General features: G+C 68.2%; 13 protein-coding genes. 8 read left to right on the top strand and 5 right to left on the bottom strand.

The features are described 5' to 3' along the window. The first annotated feature begins 21 nt into the window (after window positions 1-21). The 3 genes from uidA (at window position 22) to ACFFGH_RS27240 (ending at window position 4,996) form a co-directional block, all read left to right on the top strand. Entirely contained in the window at window positions 22-1,809 is a 1,788-nt protein-coding gene (gene uidA, locus ACFFGH_RS27250; protein ID WP_386674355.1) for a beta-glucuronidase, read from the top strand. A 27-nt stretch (window positions 1,810-1,836) separates the two neighbouring features. Next, window positions 1,837-3,075 (top strand): D-mannonate dehydratase ManD, encoded by a 1,239-nt coding sequence (manD, locus tag ACFFGH_RS27245; RefSeq protein WP_386674353.1) that lies wholly within the window; start codon window positions 1,837-1,839, stop codon window positions 3,073-3,075. Window positions 3,076-3,550: 475 nt separating this feature from the next. After that, window positions 3,551-4,996 carry an MFS transporter gene (locus ACFFGH_RS27240; protein WP_386674350.1) on the top strand — a complete coding sequence of 482 codons (1,446 nt, stop codon included), beginning with the start codon at window positions 3,551-3,553 and terminating at the stop codon, window positions 4,994-4,996. Here the strand turns inward: ACFFGH_RS27240 and ACFFGH_RS27235 are convergent. The 4 genes from ACFFGH_RS27235 to ACFFGH_RS27220 form a co-directional block, all read right to left on the bottom strand. Further along, the gene (locus ACFFGH_RS27235) at window positions 4,914-5,519 is read right to left on the bottom strand and encodes a PadR family transcriptional regulator (RefSeq protein WP_386674347.1); all 606 of its coding nucleotides are present in this window, start codon (window positions 5,517-5,519) and stop codon (window positions 4,914-4,916) included. The two genes, ACFFGH_RS27240 and ACFFGH_RS27235, sit on opposite strands and share 83 nt — an antisense overlap. An 83-nt stretch (window positions 5,520-5,602) precedes the next feature. After that, complete coding sequence (gene ligM / locus ACFFGH_RS27230; protein ID WP_386674344.1) at window positions 5,603-7,009, bottom strand: vanillate/3-O-methylgallate O-demethylase; 1,407 nt, start codon at window positions 7,007-7,009, stop codon at window positions 5,603-5,605. A gap of 50 nt (window positions 7,010-7,059) precedes the next feature. After that, the gene (gene purU / locus ACFFGH_RS27225; protein WP_386674341.1) at window positions 7,060-7,929 is read right to left on the bottom strand and encodes a formyltetrahydrofolate deformylase; all 870 of its coding nucleotides are present in this window, start codon (window positions 7,927-7,929) and stop codon (window positions 7,060-7,062) included. Between the two features lie 9 nt (window positions 7,930-7,938). After that, window positions 7,939-8,814, bottom strand: coding sequence for a methylenetetrahydrofolate reductase (locus tag ACFFGH_RS27220; protein WP_386674338.1), 876 nt, complete (start codon window positions 8,812-8,814; stop codon window positions 7,939-7,941). A 151-nt stretch (window positions 8,815-8,965) separates the two neighbouring features. On the opposite strand from ACFFGH_RS27220, the gene ACFFGH_RS27215 reads away from it, so the two are divergent. Both ACFFGH_RS27215 and ACFFGH_RS27210 read left to right on the top strand, forming a co-directional pair. Next, window positions 8,966-9,823 (top strand): nucleoside hydrolase, encoded by an 858-nt coding sequence (locus ACFFGH_RS27215; RefSeq protein ID WP_386674335.1) that lies wholly within the window; start codon window positions 8,966-8,968, stop codon window positions 9,821-9,823. A gap of 62 nt (window positions 9,824-9,885) precedes the next feature. After that, complete coding sequence (locus ACFFGH_RS27210; protein WP_386674332.1) at window positions 9,886-10,698, top strand: SGNH/GDSL hydrolase family protein; 813 nt, start codon at window positions 9,886-9,888, stop codon at window positions 10,696-10,698. Between the two features lie 51 nt (window positions 10,699-10,749). Here the strand turns inward: ACFFGH_RS27210 and ACFFGH_RS27205 are convergent, their stop codons facing one another. Next, entirely contained in the window at window positions 10,750-11,769 is a 1,020-nt protein-coding gene (locus tag ACFFGH_RS27205; RefSeq protein WP_386674330.1) for a Gfo/Idh/MocA family protein, read from the bottom strand. A 280-nt stretch (window positions 11,770-12,049) separates the two neighbouring features. Between ACFFGH_RS27205 and ACFFGH_RS27200 the strand changes: the two genes are divergently transcribed. Genes ACFFGH_RS27200 through ACFFGH_RS27190 form a run of 3 tightly spaced genes read left to right on the top strand, consistent with a single transcriptional unit; the run spans window position 12,050 to window position 18,931 of the window. Further along, window positions 12,050-14,692, top strand: coding sequence for a family 78 glycoside hydrolase catalytic domain (locus ACFFGH_RS27200; protein ID WP_386674327.1), 2,643 nt, complete (start codon window positions 12,050-12,052; stop codon window positions 14,690-14,692). A 40-nt stretch (window positions 14,693-14,732) separates the two neighbouring features. Beyond that, a complete protein-coding gene (locus tag ACFFGH_RS27195; RefSeq protein ID WP_386674324.1) occupies window positions 14,733-15,971 on the top strand; it encodes a glycoside hydrolase family 1 protein in 1,239 nt (412 codons plus the stop codon). After that, window positions 15,968-18,931, top strand: coding sequence for a glycoside hydrolase family 9 protein (locus ACFFGH_RS27190; RefSeq protein ID WP_386674321.1), 2,964 nt, complete (start codon window positions 15,968-15,970; stop codon window positions 18,929-18,931). Before ACFFGH_RS27195 ends, ACFFGH_RS27190 begins: the two co-directional genes overlap by 4 nt. Window positions 18,932-18,965 lie beyond the last annotated feature (34 nt).

Here is an 18,965-nt window from a genome sequence, read left to right as displayed (position 1 = left end):
CACCGCCGCAGGAGGCCCTTCATGCTGAAGCCGAAGATGACGCCGACCCGAGAGCTCGTCAATCTCGACGGCTTGTGGGCGTTCGCCACGGATGCGATGGTGGGGGACGCGCCATGGACGGCGCCGCTTCCAAGCGGTCTCGAAGCCGCTGTCCCGGCCAGCTATAACGACCTCTTCATCGACCCGGAGATCCGCGACCATGTCGGATGGGTCTGGTACCAGCGCACCGTCCGCGTTCCGCGCGGATGGGACGGTGAGCGGGTGTTCGTCCGGTTGGATTCAGCCACACACCACGGCCGCGTGTATGTCGACGAGGCGCTTGTCGCCGAGCACTCCGGCGGCTACACGCCGTTCGAGGCCGACATCACGGAACTCGTGCCCGCCGGAGCGGAGTTCCGCCTCACGATCGGTGTCAGCAACGAGCTTACCAACGAGACGATCCCACCCGGCGAGCTCACGGTGGACGACCTCGGCGTCCGCCGACAGCGCGTCCGGGCCGACTTCTACAACTATTCCGGTATCGCCCGGTCGGTGTGGCTGCACAGCGTTCCCGTCGATCGCATCGAGGACATCACCGTCACCACAACGGTCGAGGGCTCGGCCGGCGTCGTGACGTACCAGGTCGATGCCACTGGGACTCGCGACGTGCGGGTCAGGATCGTTGACGAGTCCGGCGCTCAGGTGGGCGAGGCTACCGGTGCGAGCGGTCAGGTCCCCATCCCGGACGTCGTCTTGTGGCAGCCCGGTGAGGGCAGCCTCTACGACCTCGTGGCCGAGATCGTAGACGGCGATGCCGTAATCGACCAGTACCCGCTCCCGTTCGGCGTCCGCACCATCGAGGTGCGCGGTTCGGAATTCCTCATCAATGGCCGTCCGTTCTACTTCACCGGGTTCGGGAAGCATGAGGACTCGCTGGTCAGGGGCAAGGGTCACGACGACGCCTACCTGGTGCACGACTTCCAGTTGATGGGGTGGATCGGCGCCAACTCGTTCCGCACCTCCCACTACCCGTACGCGGAGGAGGTGCTCGAGTATGCCGACCGGCAGGGCATCGTCGTGATCAATGAGACTGCGGCGGTGGGGCTGCACTACTCCATCGCGGCGGGCATCACCGGAGAGAACAGGCGGACGTTCGCGCCGGACGCCATCAACGGGAAGACACAGGCGGCGCATGCCGAGGCCATCCGGGAGCTCATCGATCGCGACAAGAACCACCCGAGCGTCGTGATGTGGGCGATCGCGAATGAGCCGGCCACCCACGAGGACGGGGCAAGGGAGTACTTCGAGCCGCTGATCCGGCTCACCAAGGAGCTCGACCCGACCCGGCCGGTCACCTCGGTCAACATGTTTATGAGCACTCCCGAGACCGATCAAGTCGCTGACCTGCTCGACGTCATGTGCCTCAACCGCTACTACGGCTGGTACGAGAACACAGCCAACCTCGCCGTTGCCGAGATCCGGCTCGAGGCGGAGCTGCGGGGATGGGCCGAAAAGTACGGCCGACCGATCCTCATGACCGAGTACGGGGCCGACACGCTCGCCGGACTGCACTCGATCTTCGCGCCGCCGTGGAGCGAGGAGTACCAGGTCCAGCTTCTGGAGATGTACCACCGGGTCTTCGACCGAGTCCCTGAGTTCGTCGGGGAGCACGTCTGGAATTTCGCTGACTTCCAGACTTCCGCCGCCATCTTCCGGGTCGACGGCAACAAGAAGGGCGTGTTCACCCGCGACCGCAGGCCCAAGTCCGCCGCCCACGTCTTGCGTCAGCGCTGGACACAGGTCGGGAACGACAAGCCGAAAACAAGCTGACTGCGGTCCGAAGAAACAGGCATCGCAATGAAAATCGACAAAGCAGAAGTCATCGTCACCAGCCCCGACCGGAACTTCGTCACGCTGAAGCTGACCACCGAGGACGGTCTCACGGGTCTGGGAGACGCCACCCTCAACGGGCGCGAGCTGGCCGTGGTCAGCTACCTCCGGGATCACGTCGTCCAACTGCTTCTCGGGCGCGATGCCAGCCGCATCGAGGACACCTGGCAATTTCTCTACCGGAGCGCGTACTGGCGACGCGGACCGGTGACGATGGCGTCGATCGCCGCGGTCGACATGGCGCTGTGGGACATCAAGGGCAAGGCCGCCGGGATGCCGGTGTACCAGCTGCTCGGCGGCGCCTCCCGCACCGGGCTCCTGGCATACGGGCACGCCTCCGGGAAGACGAACGAGGAGCTCTTCGACAGCGTGCGTCGGCACCAGGAGGAGGGTTACCGCGCCATCCGGATCCAGGCGGCCGTCCCCGGCCTCAAGTCGATCTACGGCATCGCATCCAACGCGACGTTCGAGGCGATGCAGGGCGTCCGCTACGACCACGAGCCCGCCCAGCGTGGGGCCCTTCCGAATGAAGAGGACTGGGACACCCGCAGCTACCTTCGGCACATCCCCACGGTGTTCGAGGCGGTGCGGAACGAGTTCGGCCCTGAGTTGCCCCTGCTGCACGACGGACACCACAGGATGACGCCGAATCAGGCGGCGCAACTCGGCAAATCGCTCGAACCCTTTGACCTCTTCTGGCTCGAGGACTGCACCCCTGCGGAGAACCCGGAGGCGCTCCGGCTCGTGCGGCAGCACACCACGACGCCGCTTGCGATCGGCGAGATATTCAACACGATCTGGGACTACCAGCAGATCATCCGCGAGCAGCTCATCGACTACGTCCGCAGCGCAGTGACGCACACGGGCGGCATCACGCACCTGAAGAAGGTGCTGGAGTACGCGTCGCAGTACCAGATCAAGTCGGGCATGCACGGGCCGACCGACATCTCTCCGGTCGGCATGGCTGCCGCGATGCATCTCGGGCTGGCGATCCACAACTTCGGCATCCAGGAGTACATGAAGCATGGGGCGAAGACGGACTCGGTCTTCGAGCAGTCGTACACGTGGCAGGACGGATTCCTGCACCCGGGCGACAAGCCGGGCCTGGGTGTGGAGCTCAACGTCGACGAGGCGGGGCAGTATCCGTACGTGCAGGCCTACCTGCCGTACAACCGGCTCGCGGACGGCACCGTGCACGACTGGTGAGTGCCGATAAGCACGACCGCATGACGAACAGGGTTCGCCTCGGCACTATCGGCCTCGGTGCGCAGGGCGGGTTCTATGCCAAGCTCGTCGCTGACGGCCAAGTGCCCAACATGGCGATCGGGGAACTCTGCGACCGTGGCCCCCGCCAAGGCGCAGGCTCTGCTCGAGGCCTACGCCGGGGTGCCGTTCATCACGAACTATCGGGAGCTGCTGGACAGCGGCACTGTGAACGCCATCGTCACACGGTGCCCCCTAGAAGCACCCCGAGATGGGGATCGAGGCGCTGCGGCGTGGCATCCACGCGCTCGTGGAGAAGGCGGCCGGTGTCTACTCGAAGCAGGTCGATCTTCGCGCGGGTTGGAGGAGCCGGTGGCCGCGACGAACTAGAATGGCACTGTTCGGCCCCGAGGCCGGAGCGGTCGCGAGACGATCCGGGCTGGAAACCCCACCAGGACACTCACGACAGGGAACGATCTTGGCCGACGACGCCATGTCCGCGCGCGACCGCTTGACACTGTTCACGGCTGCAGCCGCAAGCCTCCTCGGCATCCTCGACACGACGATCATGAACGTCGCCATCCCTCAGGCGGCGGCCGCTGTCGGCCTGGCCCACGGCAGTGGGCAGTGGCTCGTCACCGTTTATGCGCTCACGTTCGGGGCCACCCTCCTTCTCGGCGGCCGCGTCGCCGACTACTGGGGCCGGAAGAAGGCATTCCTCCTCGGCGTCGGCGTGTTCGCCGCGGCGTCGCTCTGGGGCGGCCTCGCCAGCACCGCCGGGGAGCTCCTCGCCTCGCGCGCGGCGCAGGGAGCCGGTGCGGCCGTCATGGCGCCCGCTGCTCTGGCGATCGTCACGACGACCTTCCCGTCGGGGCGTGCGCGCGGAACCGCGTTCGCGCTGCTCGGAGGGATCACCTCCGCCGGGGCAGCCAGCGGGATCGTCCTCGGCGGAGTTCTGACCGAGTTCCTCAGCTGGCGCTGGTGCCTGCTCGTCAACGTGCCGATCGCCATCGTGGCCATTGCCGTCGCGATGCCGGTGCTGCGGGAGTCCACGGTGGACCGAGTGCCTCGACTCGACCTGCTCGGAGCGATCACCATCTCGTGCGGTCTCGGCGCACTCGTCTACGGGCTTGCGAGCGCCGAGCGCGGGTGGCTTGAAACCGGCGCCGTCTACTTCTCCGCCGCCGGCGCATTGCTGCTGGTCGTCTTCGTGATCGTCCAGCGCCGGGCCGCGGCGCCACTGCTGCCCCTTCGCATCCTGTGGCACCGCAGTCGTGGGGGAGCGTTCCTGGTTCAGGCACTGACTGGGGTGGGCATGGCCTCGACGACGCTCTACTCGATGTTCCATCTGCAGCATGTGCTCGGGTTTGCACCGTTCGTCGCAGGCCTCGCCTCGCTGCCGACGGCGATCGCCATCATGATCATGATCCCGATCTGGGTTCGGCTCATGCGTCGTGTCGGGCCGCGTCAGCTCCTCATTCTCGGCCCGCTCGTCGCGGCGGGGGGAGCCGCGCTGCTCTCGGGGGTCTCTGCGACGGGGAACTACTGGCTGGAGGTGATGCCAGGGCTCGCGGTCCTGGGCGTCGGTGTCGCAGCGGTCTTCGTTCCCGTGCAGAACGTCGCCCTCACCGGGGTCGAGCCGGAGGACGCAGGCGTCGCCGGGGCGGCATCCTCGGCGACCGGACAGGTGGGAAGTGCGCTGGGTCTCGCCGTGCTGACCAACTTCTTCGTGCTGGCGAGCGCAGGCGGCGATACCGCGGAAGAGCTCGTGCGGGGATATTCGGCGGTCTTCGTCATGGCTGCGGTCGTCTTTCTTCTCACCGCGCTGGTGGCGTTCGCGCTCATCCGGATCCCGCGCCCCCGTCTCGGCGTGACAGTCGATCGAGCAGTTCAAGACCTCGTCGCCCCCACGCGGTCTCGGTGAGCGCGTGCTCGACCAGCCCCTCGTACGCGAGCAGCTTGAAGGCGATGGTGGCGTCCCGATCCTCGTCGGCCGTGACCTGCAGTCGACGGACGAGGATCGGGTTGGTGAGCGATTCGATGCGGGCCAGCTCGCCGCGCCACTGTTCGAGCTCCCGCTCCCACTGCTCGATGTGGGCGCGGAAGAACTCTCGCGCCACGTCGGGGGACACCGTCTCGAGATAGGCCGCGCGGAGGTGGGCGGGGTCGCGCACCCGCTGGTAGTCCATCGGGCTGTTCATCCAATCGAGAAACGCCCGATCGCCGGCGTCGGTGACATGGTACAGCCGTCGGCGACCCCGTTCGCCGCGAATCTGCTCTTCGGCCTCGATGAGGCCGTCCTGCTCCATCTTCCGCAGCTCGGGGTAGATCTGGGAATCCGGTGCATGCCAGACATGCCCGACGGACTGCGAGAACTGCTTCTGCAGTTCGTAGCCGGACAGCGGTCCCACCCGGAGGATGGCCAGCAACGCGTACCGCAGGCTCATCGGAAATCCCTTCGGTGACGGTGGGTGCACACGCGGAGGCGTGGGCACCCACCGATTCTGACCTGTGGCGCTCCTCTCGCGGCTCAGGCCGGCTGATAGCCCGTGCGCCAGCCTCCGTGATAGCTCTGCCGAACCACGGTCGAGTACGGCACCGGGCTGACGACCGCACGCACCTCGAGCTGCTGGTGCGGCTCGACGGACGCCTTCTTGGTGCCGCCGTTCGGCTCGCCCCAGACGACGGTCACCTCGGCGCCCTCGGGCACGTCGGGGTCGACGGTGGCGAGCGAGAGGGCGCGCTTCTCGTTGGCGCTGTAGCCGGTGAACATCGAGAACCCGACGACGCTGCCGTCTGCGTCGGTGACGGAGTCGTAGTTCGCGGACCCGTAGTTCGCCAGCGGCAGGTCGAAGAACTTGTAGCTGTCGCCGTCCACGTCGAACAGGGACGCGAAGATCTTCGTGACATCCTCCGCGTTCCACGCCAGCGTCACCTTCTTGCGCTGCGTCGTGGGGTCGATCTTCTCCAGTGCGTCGCGCCCGATGAAGTCGTGGTCGAACTTCATGAACGAGCCGTAGCCGAGCTCCCACGGGGTCAGGTAGTAGTCCTCGATGTTCTCGGAGACGAACGAGCCGGCGAGCGTGCCGGTCGCCTCGTAGCCGTCGGCGGGGAGCCAGGCGCGGTAGTCGGCCTCCTCCGCGCCGGAGTAGATCGCCGGGAGCGGCGAGGGGATCCACCCGGACTCGAGCGTGTTCGAGGGGTACGCGCGGGAGCCGACCGGCACGAGACCGAACTCCGCGCCCGCCTCGACGATGGTGTCGCGCACCCGGTGGTGGTCCTCGTACGGGCCCCAGATCTCGAGACCCGGTGCGCCGGCCATGCCGTGACGGAGCGTGCGCACGTGCGCGTCGCCGACGTGCATGGTGGACATGCTGAAGAACTTCAGCTGCTCCAGCGGGCCGCCGTTCAGCTTCTCGATGACCTGCCACGCGTTCGGCCCCTGGATCTGGAACCGGTAGTACCGGCGGCTGACGGCGTCGCCGTAGGGACGGGACGGCGATCGGCGGTCGGCGAGGACCTCGAGGTTGCGGTAGCCGCCGGTCTCGCCGTGGTACATCAGCCAGTTCGAGGCGGGGGCGCGGCCGACGTAGACGTATTCGTCCTCGGCCTCGTGGAAGAGGATGCCGTCACCGATGACGTGGCCCGACGCCGTCGTCGGCACGTACTGCTTGGCGCGATTCACCGGGAAGTTGGCGACCGAGTTGATCGCCGTGTCGGAGATCAGCTTGATCGCGTCGGAGCCCTTCAGGAACACATTGTCCATGTGGTGCGACTGGTCGTAGAGCACCGCGGTGTCGCGCCACGCCTTCTGCTCCTTGATCCAGTTCTGGAAGTCGGCTGGCACGACGGGATAGATGTACGAGCCGATCTGCGAGTTGCGCAGCAGCTCGACCGGGTTGGTCTGGTCGAGCAGCCCTTGGAGATTGGCGGTCATGGAGAACCTCTCTGTTCGGTTGGGGGATACGTCGGCCGACGCATCCGTGGTCAGAAGACGATGGTTGAGCTGCCGTGCGGGATCACCCGGTCCTGGGCGTGCCAGAGCACCGCGCGGGACAGCACTGCGCGCTCCACGTCGGCGCCTCGGCGCTGCAGGTCGGCCGCGGTGTCGTCATGGGTGACGCGGACGACGTCCTGCTCGATGATGGGTCCCTCGTCGAGGTCCTCGGTGACGTAGTGGGAGGTGGCGCCGATGAGCTTGACGCCCCGCTCCTTCGCCTTCCGGTACGGCGCTGCGCCGATGAAGGCCGGGAGGAACGAGTGGTGGATGTTGATCACCGGTACCCCGACGCGGCGCAGAAAATCGCCGGAGAGGATCTGCATGTAGCGGGCGAGGACGACGAAATCGACGTTCCCGGCGAGCAGTTCGAGGATCCGCTTCTCTGCCTCCGCCTTGTCGGGACCCTGCGACGGGACGTGGAAGAACGGGACACCGAAGGCGCGGACGTCCTCGGCGGTCGTCGTGTGGTTCGAGATCACCATCGGAATGTGCACGGGCAGTTCGCCGCGGCGGTGGCGCCACAGCAGATCGAGCAGGCAGTGGTCGGAGGTGGAGGCGAGGACGGCCATGCGCTTCGGCACCGCCTGATCCGTCAGGGTCCACGTCATTCCGAGACTTGAGAGCGTGCTCGTGAGGTCCGCCTCGATCTCGGGGATCGCCGCAGCCAGTCCCGGGCGGTGGAAGACCACGCGCTGGAAGAAGTCGCCGCCCGTCGGATCGTCGGAGTACTGATGGAGCGTGACGATGTTGCCCTTGTGGCGCGCGGTCAGCGCTGACACGGCCGCGACGATGCCGGGCTGATCCGGTCCGGAGACGAGCAGACAGGCGTGGTCCTGCAGGGGGGTGATCGTATTCATCCGGCTGCCTCAGGATTCGGTCGCGGCGTACTCGCGTGCCCATTCGGACGTCGCGAGCAGTCCACCGAACGTGTAGAAGTGCAGTCGGACGTCGCCCGCGCCGCCGTCCTGAGCGAGCAGTCCGGCGAGGTCCGTGACAAACCGGTCGGGTCCCGCGGTTCCCATGAGGTTGGTGAGGGAGAAGCCGTACTTCTTCACGATCATGGCGTTGGCGCCGATACCGAACCGGCGGGCGAAGTTCAGCAGCCGCTTGACGCCGGCGGGGCCGGGCGTTCCGATGCGGATGGTGCAGTCGATGCCTCGGCTCCGCACGGCCCTGATCCAGGTTCTCACGGGGTCGGTGTCGAACGAGAACTGCGTGAGGATGACCGCGTCGATGCCCTGCTTCTTCAGCGAGGCGGTCTTGTTCTCGAGTGCCGTCCAGAGGGTGTCGTCCGGGATGTCCGGGTGCCCTTCGGGGTATCCGGCGATGCTCACCTCGCGGACGCCGAAGCGGGGGAGGACGCCGGAGCGGATCACGTCGTAGGAGTTCTCGTACGGGCCCTCCGGGCTCGTCGGGTCTCCGCCGACGACGAACACGCGCTCCGTAGCGCCGACGTCCTGAAGCCGGCCGAGGAACTCCTCGAGCTGCGCCTGCGACTTCAGCCGCCGGGCGGAGATATGGGGGATCGGCACGAACCCGAGCTCCTTGACGGCCGCGGCTGCGGCGACGCGCATCTCGAGGTCCTCGTTGCCGAGAAAGGTGACGTTGATGCGCGTTCCGGCGGGAATCGAATCCTTGGCTTCGTGAAGGCCGGGCACGTCCTTGCCCGTCATCTCCAGGGAGAAGTCGCTGAGAAGTGCGAGGGCGGCCTCGCGGTCCTGCGGGGCGCTCGAGTGCGGCACTGATCCGGTCCCTTCCGCGGAAACCTGTGGGGCTTCGTCGCATCCTCGATGGACTTTACCTATGTCCATAGGTAAAGTCCATCAGGCGCGCGAAACGGACGGAATACTCTGACTCCGAGCAATGACGCGGACATGAGGAACCGGAGCAAGCATGAGCCCCAACCCCGTATTCGACATCGACCGGCCGAGCCCCCGCGCGGGCCACGGCCCCGCGCGGAGACTCGTGATCGACAACGACTGGGCCGGCGACCCGGACGGTCTGCTCGGGCTCGCGCACCACCTGCTGTCGAGCGATCGCGTGGATGCGATCACCAGTTCCCTCACCTCGCCCATGTTCCCGGGATCCCACGACGGTGCCGCGCGTGGCCACCGGCTCGTCGAGGAGCTGCTCGATGTCGTCGATGCGCCGACTCGGCCCGCCCTGGCCGTCGGCGCCGAGAGCTCGCTCGACCGTGGTGGCGCCGCGTCCGACGCCTCGCGCCTGATCGTCGAGCACGCGCGCCGGGAGGACGAACTGCCGCTGACGCTGGTATGTGCGGGGCCGCTCACGAATGTGGCGGTCGCCCTGCGCGACGCACCCGACATCGCCGCCCGCATCCGACTGGTCTGGGTCGGCGGCTCGACACGGGGAGCCTTCGAGTACAACGAGGCGACCGACCAGGAAGCGGCCGCGATCGTCTTCGGCTCGGAGATCGCGATCGATCAGTACCCGCTGGAAGCGTACCGCGCCAGCACCTACTCGATCGCCGAGCTGGAAGCCGACCTCACCGAGACCACCCTGGGCTCGTGGCTGTGGGACGTGTTCGCTCAGTTCCGCATTCCCCTCGAATTCAAGGTCGGCGAGCTCTGGCACCTCGGCGACAGCCTGCCGCTGCTCGCGACGTCGCTTGCGGCGACTCCCGAAGGCCCCACCGTGCACCGGGTCGTGCACGAGACGGTGGACTACCGCCTCCTGGTCGGCGACATGCTCGCGAAGTTCCGGCTCCACGAGCGAGGCCGGGCCGCGTGAGCGCCGAAAGCCCCGCGGCCCAGGGCCGCGCGGTCCAGATGATCGCACCGAGGGCGAAGTACGTGGCGCTGGGCAGCTCCTTTGCGGCGGGGAGTGGACTCGGCCCGCCGGATCCGAAGAATGCCGAAGGCTGGTCCGGTGCCACCGCCTCGGCCTACCCCCGCCTGGTGGCAGACCGGCTGAATCTTGCGCTGGTCAACGCCGCCTGCGGCGGGGCGATAACGGACAACGTCACCACGACCCGCCAGGAAGCGCTGGACGAAACCGGCACGCGGATCGTCCCCCTCCAGATTGACGCGGTCGATCGGGACACGGATGTCGTCACGATCACGATCGGCGGCAACGACGTCAACTATGTCGGCTGCCTGATCGCGGAGGCGTACCTCGCCGCCGATCCGGAAAGCCCTACCAGCATTGCCATCTCCAAGTTCGGTGACATCACTCCGTGGTCCGACGATGAGGTGGCGAGGGCCCTTGACGGTCTGGAGGTGAAGCTCGCGGCCGTCGTCTCCGCCGTGCAGCGAGAGGCCCCGCGAGCCCGGATCCTCCTGGTCGACTACCTCACCATCCTGCCCGAGGACGGCGAACCGTGCCGGGCCATCCCCATCCCCCGGGAGCGGCAGCGGTTCCTGAGGCAGGTGGCTCAGCGGCTCAGCCTCGCCACTGAACGTGCGGCCCGGCTGACCGGCGCCGAGTTCGTCGCCGTATCGAACGAGAGCCGCCGGCATCACGCGTGTTCGCCCGAGCCGTGGGTCACCGGGTACCGCATCGCTGATGGCGTCGCCCCCATGCATCCGAACGAAGCGGGTCACGTCGCCGTCGCAGCCGCCGTCGTCCGTCAGTTGACGGGTGCGGGCACGGGCGCCGGTTCCTGACCCGGACGTTATCGCCCGCGCGCCTCAGGGGGCGGGGCGGGGGAGAGCAGGTCAGCCTGGCACGCCTGCTGAGAGGATCTGTGCGCGTACGGCGTCCATCGTCCGTGCGACGCTGAGCGTCGCCCGCCGGTCGTGCCGCGGATGTGTTCGGCGACCCGCGCCGATGGCGCGGACGACGGCGTTCAGCATCGGGACGAAGCCGTTGCCCTGTCGCTCCAGTTCCAGGCGTTCGGGCGGCGTGAACAGCGATGGGATGCCTGCGGTGTACAGCGACGCGGCCGTGCTCGCCCAGAACATGCGATCGATGGTGAGCCAGCCGCCGGAGCCCGAGACCGCCGCCGAGGGATCGATGAATTCGACGGCTGACGCCGCGAGCTGGGCGAAGCGTCCGTCGGCGAATTCGAGATCGATCACAGCGTGGACGTCGACGCCGTCCCGGACGCGACCCCGAGCCGTGATGGCCACCGGCTCACCGAGCAGCGACTGCGCGAGGGTGATCGCGTAGATCCCCTGGTCGAGCACCGTGCTCCCGCCAAGCTCCGCGCTCCAGCGGCTGCCCCCTGCGGGGAACGGCGTGCCGAAGCCGGCGCGCACGCTGCGCGGCTCACCGATCAGGCCGTCCCGGATCCGCTCGGTCAGCTGTGCGTGGAGCGGATTGAACTTCATCCACATGGCTTCCATGACGAACCGGTTCGCTCGCTCGGCGGCGTCGAAGAGCTGCTCGGCGTCTGCCGCCGAGACGGCCATCGGCTTTTCGACGAGCAGATGCTTGCCGGCGCTGAGCGCCTGCAGTCCGAGCGGGAGGTGGGTGGCGATGGGGGTGGCGAGATACACCGCGTCGACGTCGTCGCGCTCCAGCACCTCGGTGAGATCGGCGCTGGCGTGCGGGATGCCGTGGGCCGCGGCGAAGGCGGTCGCCGACTCCATCCGCCTGCCCCAGACAGCGGTGACCACGGTGCCGCCGATCGCTTGGAGATCCGGCCCGAGGCGGTGCGAGATGTCACCGGTGCCGATCACCGCCCAGCGCAGCGGAGGTGCCTCGCGGTCGTGCGGTGCGCTTGAGTTCGGCACTGATCCGGTCCTTTCCGCGCGCTAGCCCGGAGGGGCTTCGTCGCATCCAGCAGAGGACGTTACCTATGTCTGTAGGGAAAGTCCATCCGGCCTCCGGTTGGAGATCAGCCTTAGGCGCGGCCTAACCGGTGGTGACGATTTCCGAATGGCGGCCCTCGCCTCCATGTCCCATGCTCGGAAGTGACGGCATCCGTGCCGGCTTCGGACGGCGTTGTTCTCCCGACACCCCATCGCGGCCGATTGACTGTTTGACGGGAGCGCTGCATCGGAGGGGCGGAACATGGTTACCGGAACCGAGGTGTTGCCCGTCCGCATAGAGCACCATCGGGAGCCGATCGGCATCGGCGAGCCGGACCCGCGGCTGTCCTGGTCCGTCCGGACCGACGTTCCCGACTGGCGCCAGGCCGCTTACGAGCTCGAGATCGAGCCCGCGCAGGGCCGGGTGTGGAGTTCGGGGCGAGTCGACTCGGCCGAATCGGTCCTGCTGCCGTGGGGAGCCGCGCCGCTGTCGAGCCGCGAGCGACGGACGGTTCGGGTTCGCGTGTGGGAACAGGAAAGCGACGACCCCTCCGACTGGAGTGACGCCACGACGGTCGAAGCCGGTCTGCTGGAGGAGCCGGACTGGACCGCACAGCTGATCCAGCCGCTCCCGATGGCGGCTTCCGCCGATCGGGCGGCGCCCGCCGCTTTGCTTCGCCGCGAGTTCGTGCTCGAACGGCCGATCGTGCGTGGCCGGCTGTATGCAACGGCGCACGGCGTGTACGAGGCCCAGCTCAACGGCGCGACGGTCGGCGACGACGTGCTCGCGCCGGGATGGTCGAGTTACCCGCACCGGCTCCGCTACCAGACCTACGACGTCACCGAGATGCTCGTCGAGGGACCGAACGCGCTCGGTGTCCTTCTGGCCGACGGCTGGTACCGCGGCTACCTCGGGTTCGGCGGCAAGCGCGAGGTGTACGGCGACCGCACCGGCGCTTTCCTGCAACTCGAGGTCGAGCACCCCGACGGCACTCGGACGACGGTCGCGAGCGACGGCTCGTGGCGGACCGCCTACGGTCCGATCCTGAGGGCGGACATTTACAACGGTGAGACCCTCGATGTGCGAGCCGAGCTGCCGGGATGGTCGACTGCCGGGTTCGATGACGCCGCCTGGGCTGCGGTGGAGGTCGCCGCGCTCGACGTCTCGACACTCGTCGCCCCGACCGGGCCGCCGGTGCGCAGAATCGAGCGGGTCGCCGTCCGGGAGATCCTCCGCTCGCCGAGGGGGAAGACTCTTCTGGACTTCGGTCAGAACCTCGTCGGCAGGCTGCGCCTGAACCTGCCCGACGCGGAAGCGGGCACGGCGATCACCATCCGGCACGCCGAGGTGCTCGAGCACGGCGAGCTCGGCACCCGGCCGCTTCGGGCGGCACTGCAGCTGGACCGCGTCGTGCTCGACGGGCGCGGACCGCGCGAGTGGGAGCCGAAGTTCACCTTCCACGGCTTCCGCTACGCCGAGATCACCGGCTGGCCAGGCCAGCTGGATCACGGAGACGTGGAGGCGGTCGTCGTGCACACCGACATGCGCCGCACCGGTTCCTTCGCCTGTTCGGACCCCCTCGTCACCCGCCTGCACCAGAACGTCGTGTGGGGCATGCGCGGCAACTTCGTCGACGTGCCCACCGACTGCCCGCAGCGGGACGAGCGCCTGGGCTGGACGGGTGACCTCGCGGTGTTCGCGCCGACCGCGGGCTTCCTCTACGACACGGCGGGGATGCTGTGCTCGTGGCTCGCGGATCTCGCGGCGGAACAGGCCGACCACGACGGCGTCGTGCCGATCTTCGTCCCCTTCGCGGACATCGCGCCGCCTGGCTTTCCCCCGCTGCAGCCTGAGGCGGGCTGGGGTGACGCGGCGATTCTCGTTCCCTGGGCGCTGTACCAGGCGCACGGCGACACCGGGCTTCTCGCCGACCAGTGGGAGAGCATGACCCACTGGCTCGCGGCCTTCGAGACCAGGGCCGGAGCCGACCTGGACTTCCCCGAGGGCGGGTTCATGTTCGGCGACTGGCTCGACACCGCCGCACCGCCGGACAATCCCGCCGCGGCGCGCACGCCGTGGCAGTGCGTCGCGCTCGCGTACCTCGCCCAGTCGGCCGGCATTCTGAGCCAGGCGGCCGACCTGCTCGGGCACGACAGCGATGCGTACCGGCGCCTGGCCACTCGCGCTGCCGAGCGATTCCGCGCCGAGTACGTCACCCCAAGCGGCCGGCTGGCGTACCCGTCGCAGACGGCCTACGCCCTCGCGATCAGTCTCGATCTCCTCCTTCCGGAGCAGCGTGCCCATGCGGGCCGCCTCCTCGCCGAGCAGGTCCGCGCCGACGGATTCCACATCGCATCCGGCTTCCTCGGCACGCCCTACGTCTGCGAGGCGCTCGCCCGCTCCGGCGAGCTCGCCACGGCGTACGAGCTGCTGCTCCAGCGCGGTGTGCCGTCCTGGCTGTATCCGGTCACCATGGGTGCCACGACGATCTGGGAGCGCTGGGACTCGATGCTGCCCGATGGCACCATCAACGCCGGCGAGATGACCTCGTTCAATCACTACGCGCTGGGCGCGGTCGCCGACTGGCTTCACCGCACGGTCGCCGGCCTGGCCCCCGCGGAGCCGGGATACCGGCGGCTGCGCATCGCGCCGCGCCCGGGACCCGGCATCACGTCGGCCTCCGCCGAGCATGTCACCCCCTACGGCCCGGCCGCCGTCTCGTGGACGTTGGATGGTGCGACCTTCACCCTCGATGTGACCGTTCCGGCCAACACCACCGCCGAGGTGTTTCTGCCCGGTGAGGATGAGGTCGTGGCGGTGGGCTCCGGCCCGCACTCGTTCACCCGGCAGATCAGCGTGCCCGCGCCGGTCGAGAAGCCCGTGCCTATGTGGCAGCCCGAATGATCCCACCCATCCCGAAGAACGACGCGAGAAGGAGCAACGCATGACAGACCTCAAGTTCCCCCAGGAATTCCTCTGGGGCGTCTCCACCGCAGGCCACCAGAACGAGGGCGACAACACCACGAGCGACACCTGGTTCCTCGAGAACGTGTCGCCGACGGTGTTCCGTGAGCCCTCCGGGAAGGCGTGCAACAGCTGGGAGCTGTGGCGCACGGACCTCGACCTCATCACCGGGATGGGACTGAACGCGTACCGCTTCTCGGTCGAATGGGCGCGGATCGAGCCCGAGGAAGGCCGGATTGACGAATCCGCCCTCGACCACTACGAGGAGATGGTGGATGCCTGCCTCGAGCGGGGCGTCGCGCCGCTCATCACCTTCAGTCACTTCACCGCGCCGCACTGGTTCGCCAAGGAGGGCGGCTGGCTCGACGGCGGTTCGGCGGAGCGATTCGCGCGGTTCTGCGACGTCGTCATGGACCGCTTCGGCGACCGCATCGCGCTCGCGGTGACCCTCAACGAGCCCAACCTGCCGCGGCTTCTTTCCTGGATCGTGCCCGGCTTCGTGCACGAGCAGACCCGGGCCACCTTGAAGGCTGCTTCCGAGGCGGCGGGCGTAGAGCGGTATCGAGCGGGAAACGTGGTGCAGCCCGAGGACTACGACGAGCTCGAGGCCGGGCTCACCCGCGCGCACCTTGCGGCGAAGGCTGCGATCAAGGCCCGCAGGCCGGAGCTGCGGGTCGGCCTCTCGATCGCGATCACCGATGACGTCGCGGTGGGCGACGACACATCCCTCCGCGACCGCAAGCGAGCCGAGCTCTACGACCACTGGCTGCGACTGGCCCAGGACGACGACTTCATCGGCGTCCAGAACTATGAGCAGGTTGTCTACGGCTCGGACGGCCCGCTGCCGCCGGCGGAGGGGGCTGCGATCAATGAGATGGGCAGCGCGGTCGAGCCTGCCTCGCTCGGTGGTGCCGTGCGCTACTCCTACGAGGTGGCGAACGTCCCGGTGCTCGTCACCGAGCACGGCGTCGGCACCGGCGACGACTCGGTGCGCCTGAACTTCCTGCAGCCGTCGCTCGCCGGTCTGCGGGAGGCGATGGACGACGGGGTCCCGGTGCTCGGGTACTTCCACTGGACGCTGATGGACAACTTCGAGTGGGTCGGCGGGTACTCGAACCACCTCGGGTTGCACGCTGTCGACCGGGAGACGTTCGAGCGCATCCCCAAGCCGAGCGCGGGTGAGTTCGCCCGGCTCGTGCGAGAAAGCACCTCGGGGTGACATCGGAATCGCCAGCGCCGGCTTCTTCGTACGGCTGGCAGAGCCATGCGATCCTCGCGGCGAACCTGGATCATGCACTGTTCACCCGGAACCTGGACAAGCCGGTGGAGTACTTCCGCCTGATCGACGACATGGAGACCGATCTCGGCTGGACCGCCTCGTCCGCCCTGTCGCTGAGCTACACCTCGGATCGGTGCCGGTCCGGGACGCGGTCCCTGCGGCTCTCGTTCGAGCAGCGGAACGAGGACCACGTGCGCTCGGCGCGGGCGGCCAACGGGTCCTTCACCGGGCACGCCGTCCTCTTCGAGGTTCAGCCCTTCTCGGCGTTTGCGGCGCTGAGATTCGAGCGGCCTCAGGACTGGAGCGAGTACACGCGGATCAGCCTGTGGTGCTACGTGCACCCCACGGGCAATTTGGTCAACTCCTTCGCGCTGCAGTTCACCTCTGCCGGTGCACCCGCTGGTCCGCAGGACCCGATCGCGATCAACTACTTCGCTGACCTGCGGGAAGGGGAGTGGAACCACCTCACGTGGGAGATCTCCGAGTTCGCACGGGACAACGTCGTCGACGTCTCCGTCTTCCAGCCCGGCTGGGGACTCAACTTCCGGGACGCGGAGAGCAGACTCACGTACGACCTTGACGACCTGCGCCTCGAGAAGGTCGCAGCAGAACCGGTGTCGGGATGGGCGGTGCCTTCCGGCAGGGTGTCCTACAGCCACATCGGTTACGCCGTATGGGGCGAGAAGATCGCCCTCCTGGGCGACCCGGTGGACGACTTCCGCGTCGTGGACGAGGACTCGGGCGAAGCGGTCGCGACACTCCCCGCCGAGCCCGTGACGTCCCGGCGGGGGGAGTACTGGAAACTCGACTTCTCGTCCGTGATCCGGCCCGGGCGCTACCGCCTCGAAGCAGGAAGGGTGCGGACCGCGCCGTTCCCGATCTCCGCCCGGCCCTTGGACCACCTGGTCGACAGCCTCCTGAACGGCATCTACGCCATGCGCTGCGGCTTCCATCTGCCGGGAGTGCACGACGCCTGCCACCTCGACGTCGAGGTCTCCTACCGTGGCGAGCATCGCAGCGTCGCGGGCGGCTGGCACGACGCGGCGAACCTGAGCCAGGACCCCAACAACACCCACATCACCGTCTGCGCCCTGCTCGATCTCGCCGACGCGCTGGCGCCGCACGCGCCGGAGCTCGCCGAGCGCGCTCTCGAGGAGGCGCGGTGGGGTCTCGAATGGATCCTGCGCATGCGCTTCGGCCCCGGCCTGCGCTACCTGATGGGGGAGTACTCCTATTACACGGACGGGATCCCCGGAAACCTCGACGACGTGGTCACCGAGAACGTCGGCTCGGACACCTTCAAGAACCTTTCCGCGGCGCTGGCCGAGGTCCGCGGCGCACGTGCGCTGTCCGAGATCGACCCCGCGCTCGCCGCCCGGCTGCTGGCGGCTGCGAGGGAGGACTTCGAGACCGTTCTTCGCGACCGGCCCAGCGCACCGCAGGAGGAGGGTGAGCCAGACTGGGAGGTGGCCGCCTGGCAGAACGAGGTCGGCTACATGGCGCTGGTCGCCGCCGAGCTGGCCAGGTTCACCGACGACCAGCGATACGCCGGGGAAGCGGCGCGCCTGGGCAGGCTGCTCCTCGAGGTTCAGGAGTTCACCTTCGTCGAGGGCGCACCCATCACCGGGTACTTCTACGAGGACGCCGCGCGCACGCGGATCCTGCACGAGGCCCAGCGCACGAGCGGTGCCCCGCACAGCTTCGAGGACGGCGGGCCGCTCGCCTACCAAGCCCTGTGCGAGACGTTCCCAGACCATCCCGACTGGGTGGACTGGTACACCGGCCTGCTCGCCTACTCCGAGTACTACTGCAGGAAGGGCGCCGAGGCGGCCGAGCCGTTCGGTCTCGTACCGGCCGCGGTGTGGCGGAGAGCCGAACTCGACGGACCGCTGAGCTTCGACAAGAATGCCGAGTTTCTGGCGCGGCACGCCAACCCGGTCTTTCCAAGCATGCCGACTCCCGATCTCATCAAGAAGCAGATGCTCGAGCTCTACGAGGGCGGCGCCTACCTCTCTGCCGGACAGCGGCTCAGGACCTTCCCGCTCTACACCGACAAGGTGCGGCACGGCTCCTCGGCCGTCCATCTCACGAAGGCGATCGGGCTCGGTACGGCGGCGACGCTCCGCAACGATCCCCGCCTCTCCGCGCTCCTTGCGCGTCAGGTCCACTGGCTGACCGGTGCGAACCCGTTCTCCCGGTCGCTCGTCTACGGCGTGGGCTACGACTGGTGGCAGAATTTCACGGTCTCACTGCCGAACTTCGTCGGCGGACTGTCCGTCGGAATGAACACCTACGAGGGCGATGCCCCTGCCTGGGGGAACAACGCGGTGTTCCCGTACAAGGAGGTGTGGATCGTCTCGATGGCGCGGCTCGCTGCGGTCCTGGCGCGGCTGCCCGGTGCGGCGCTGGTGTCCGGAACGGCCATGGTCGAAGCGGTCCTCCGGCATCGGGGAACGGGAGCGGAAACGAGCGTGGAACCGGGGCCTATGCGCCTGTCGTTGCAGCCGGGGGAGTACGACGTTGAGTTCGGCGGGAAGCGCCAGCGTCTGGCCCTCGCGGACGGCGCAGCTGTGCAGTTCGACATCGATCCCAAGCAGGCCCTCGAGCTGCTCGTGGAGACGAGGCCGGCGCGGACGGGCGAGGTGCGGGTGAGGATCACCGTGGTGGGAGCCGGCGTGCATCGGCTCGAGCTCCGGGTCGGCAACGCGGACGTGCCTGACGCCGCGCTCGAGTGCGACCTCCCAGCCGAGGGAACACGCACCCACGAGTTCCTCTTGACAATGCGGAAGCGGGAGCGGCCGTGGGTCCTCGTCGTCGTTCCCGACGGCCGCGTGGACGCCGCTGTGGAGGCCTTCGGAACCGCGGAGCCGCTGCACGACCTGGCGACGGCCCACCCCTGAATTGGAAGCCGCATCCGGAGATACCCCCGGGGCA

The organism is Lysobacter korlensis, from assembly GCF_042434515.1.
This window is presented reverse-complemented; position numbering and strand designations above follow the sequence as displayed.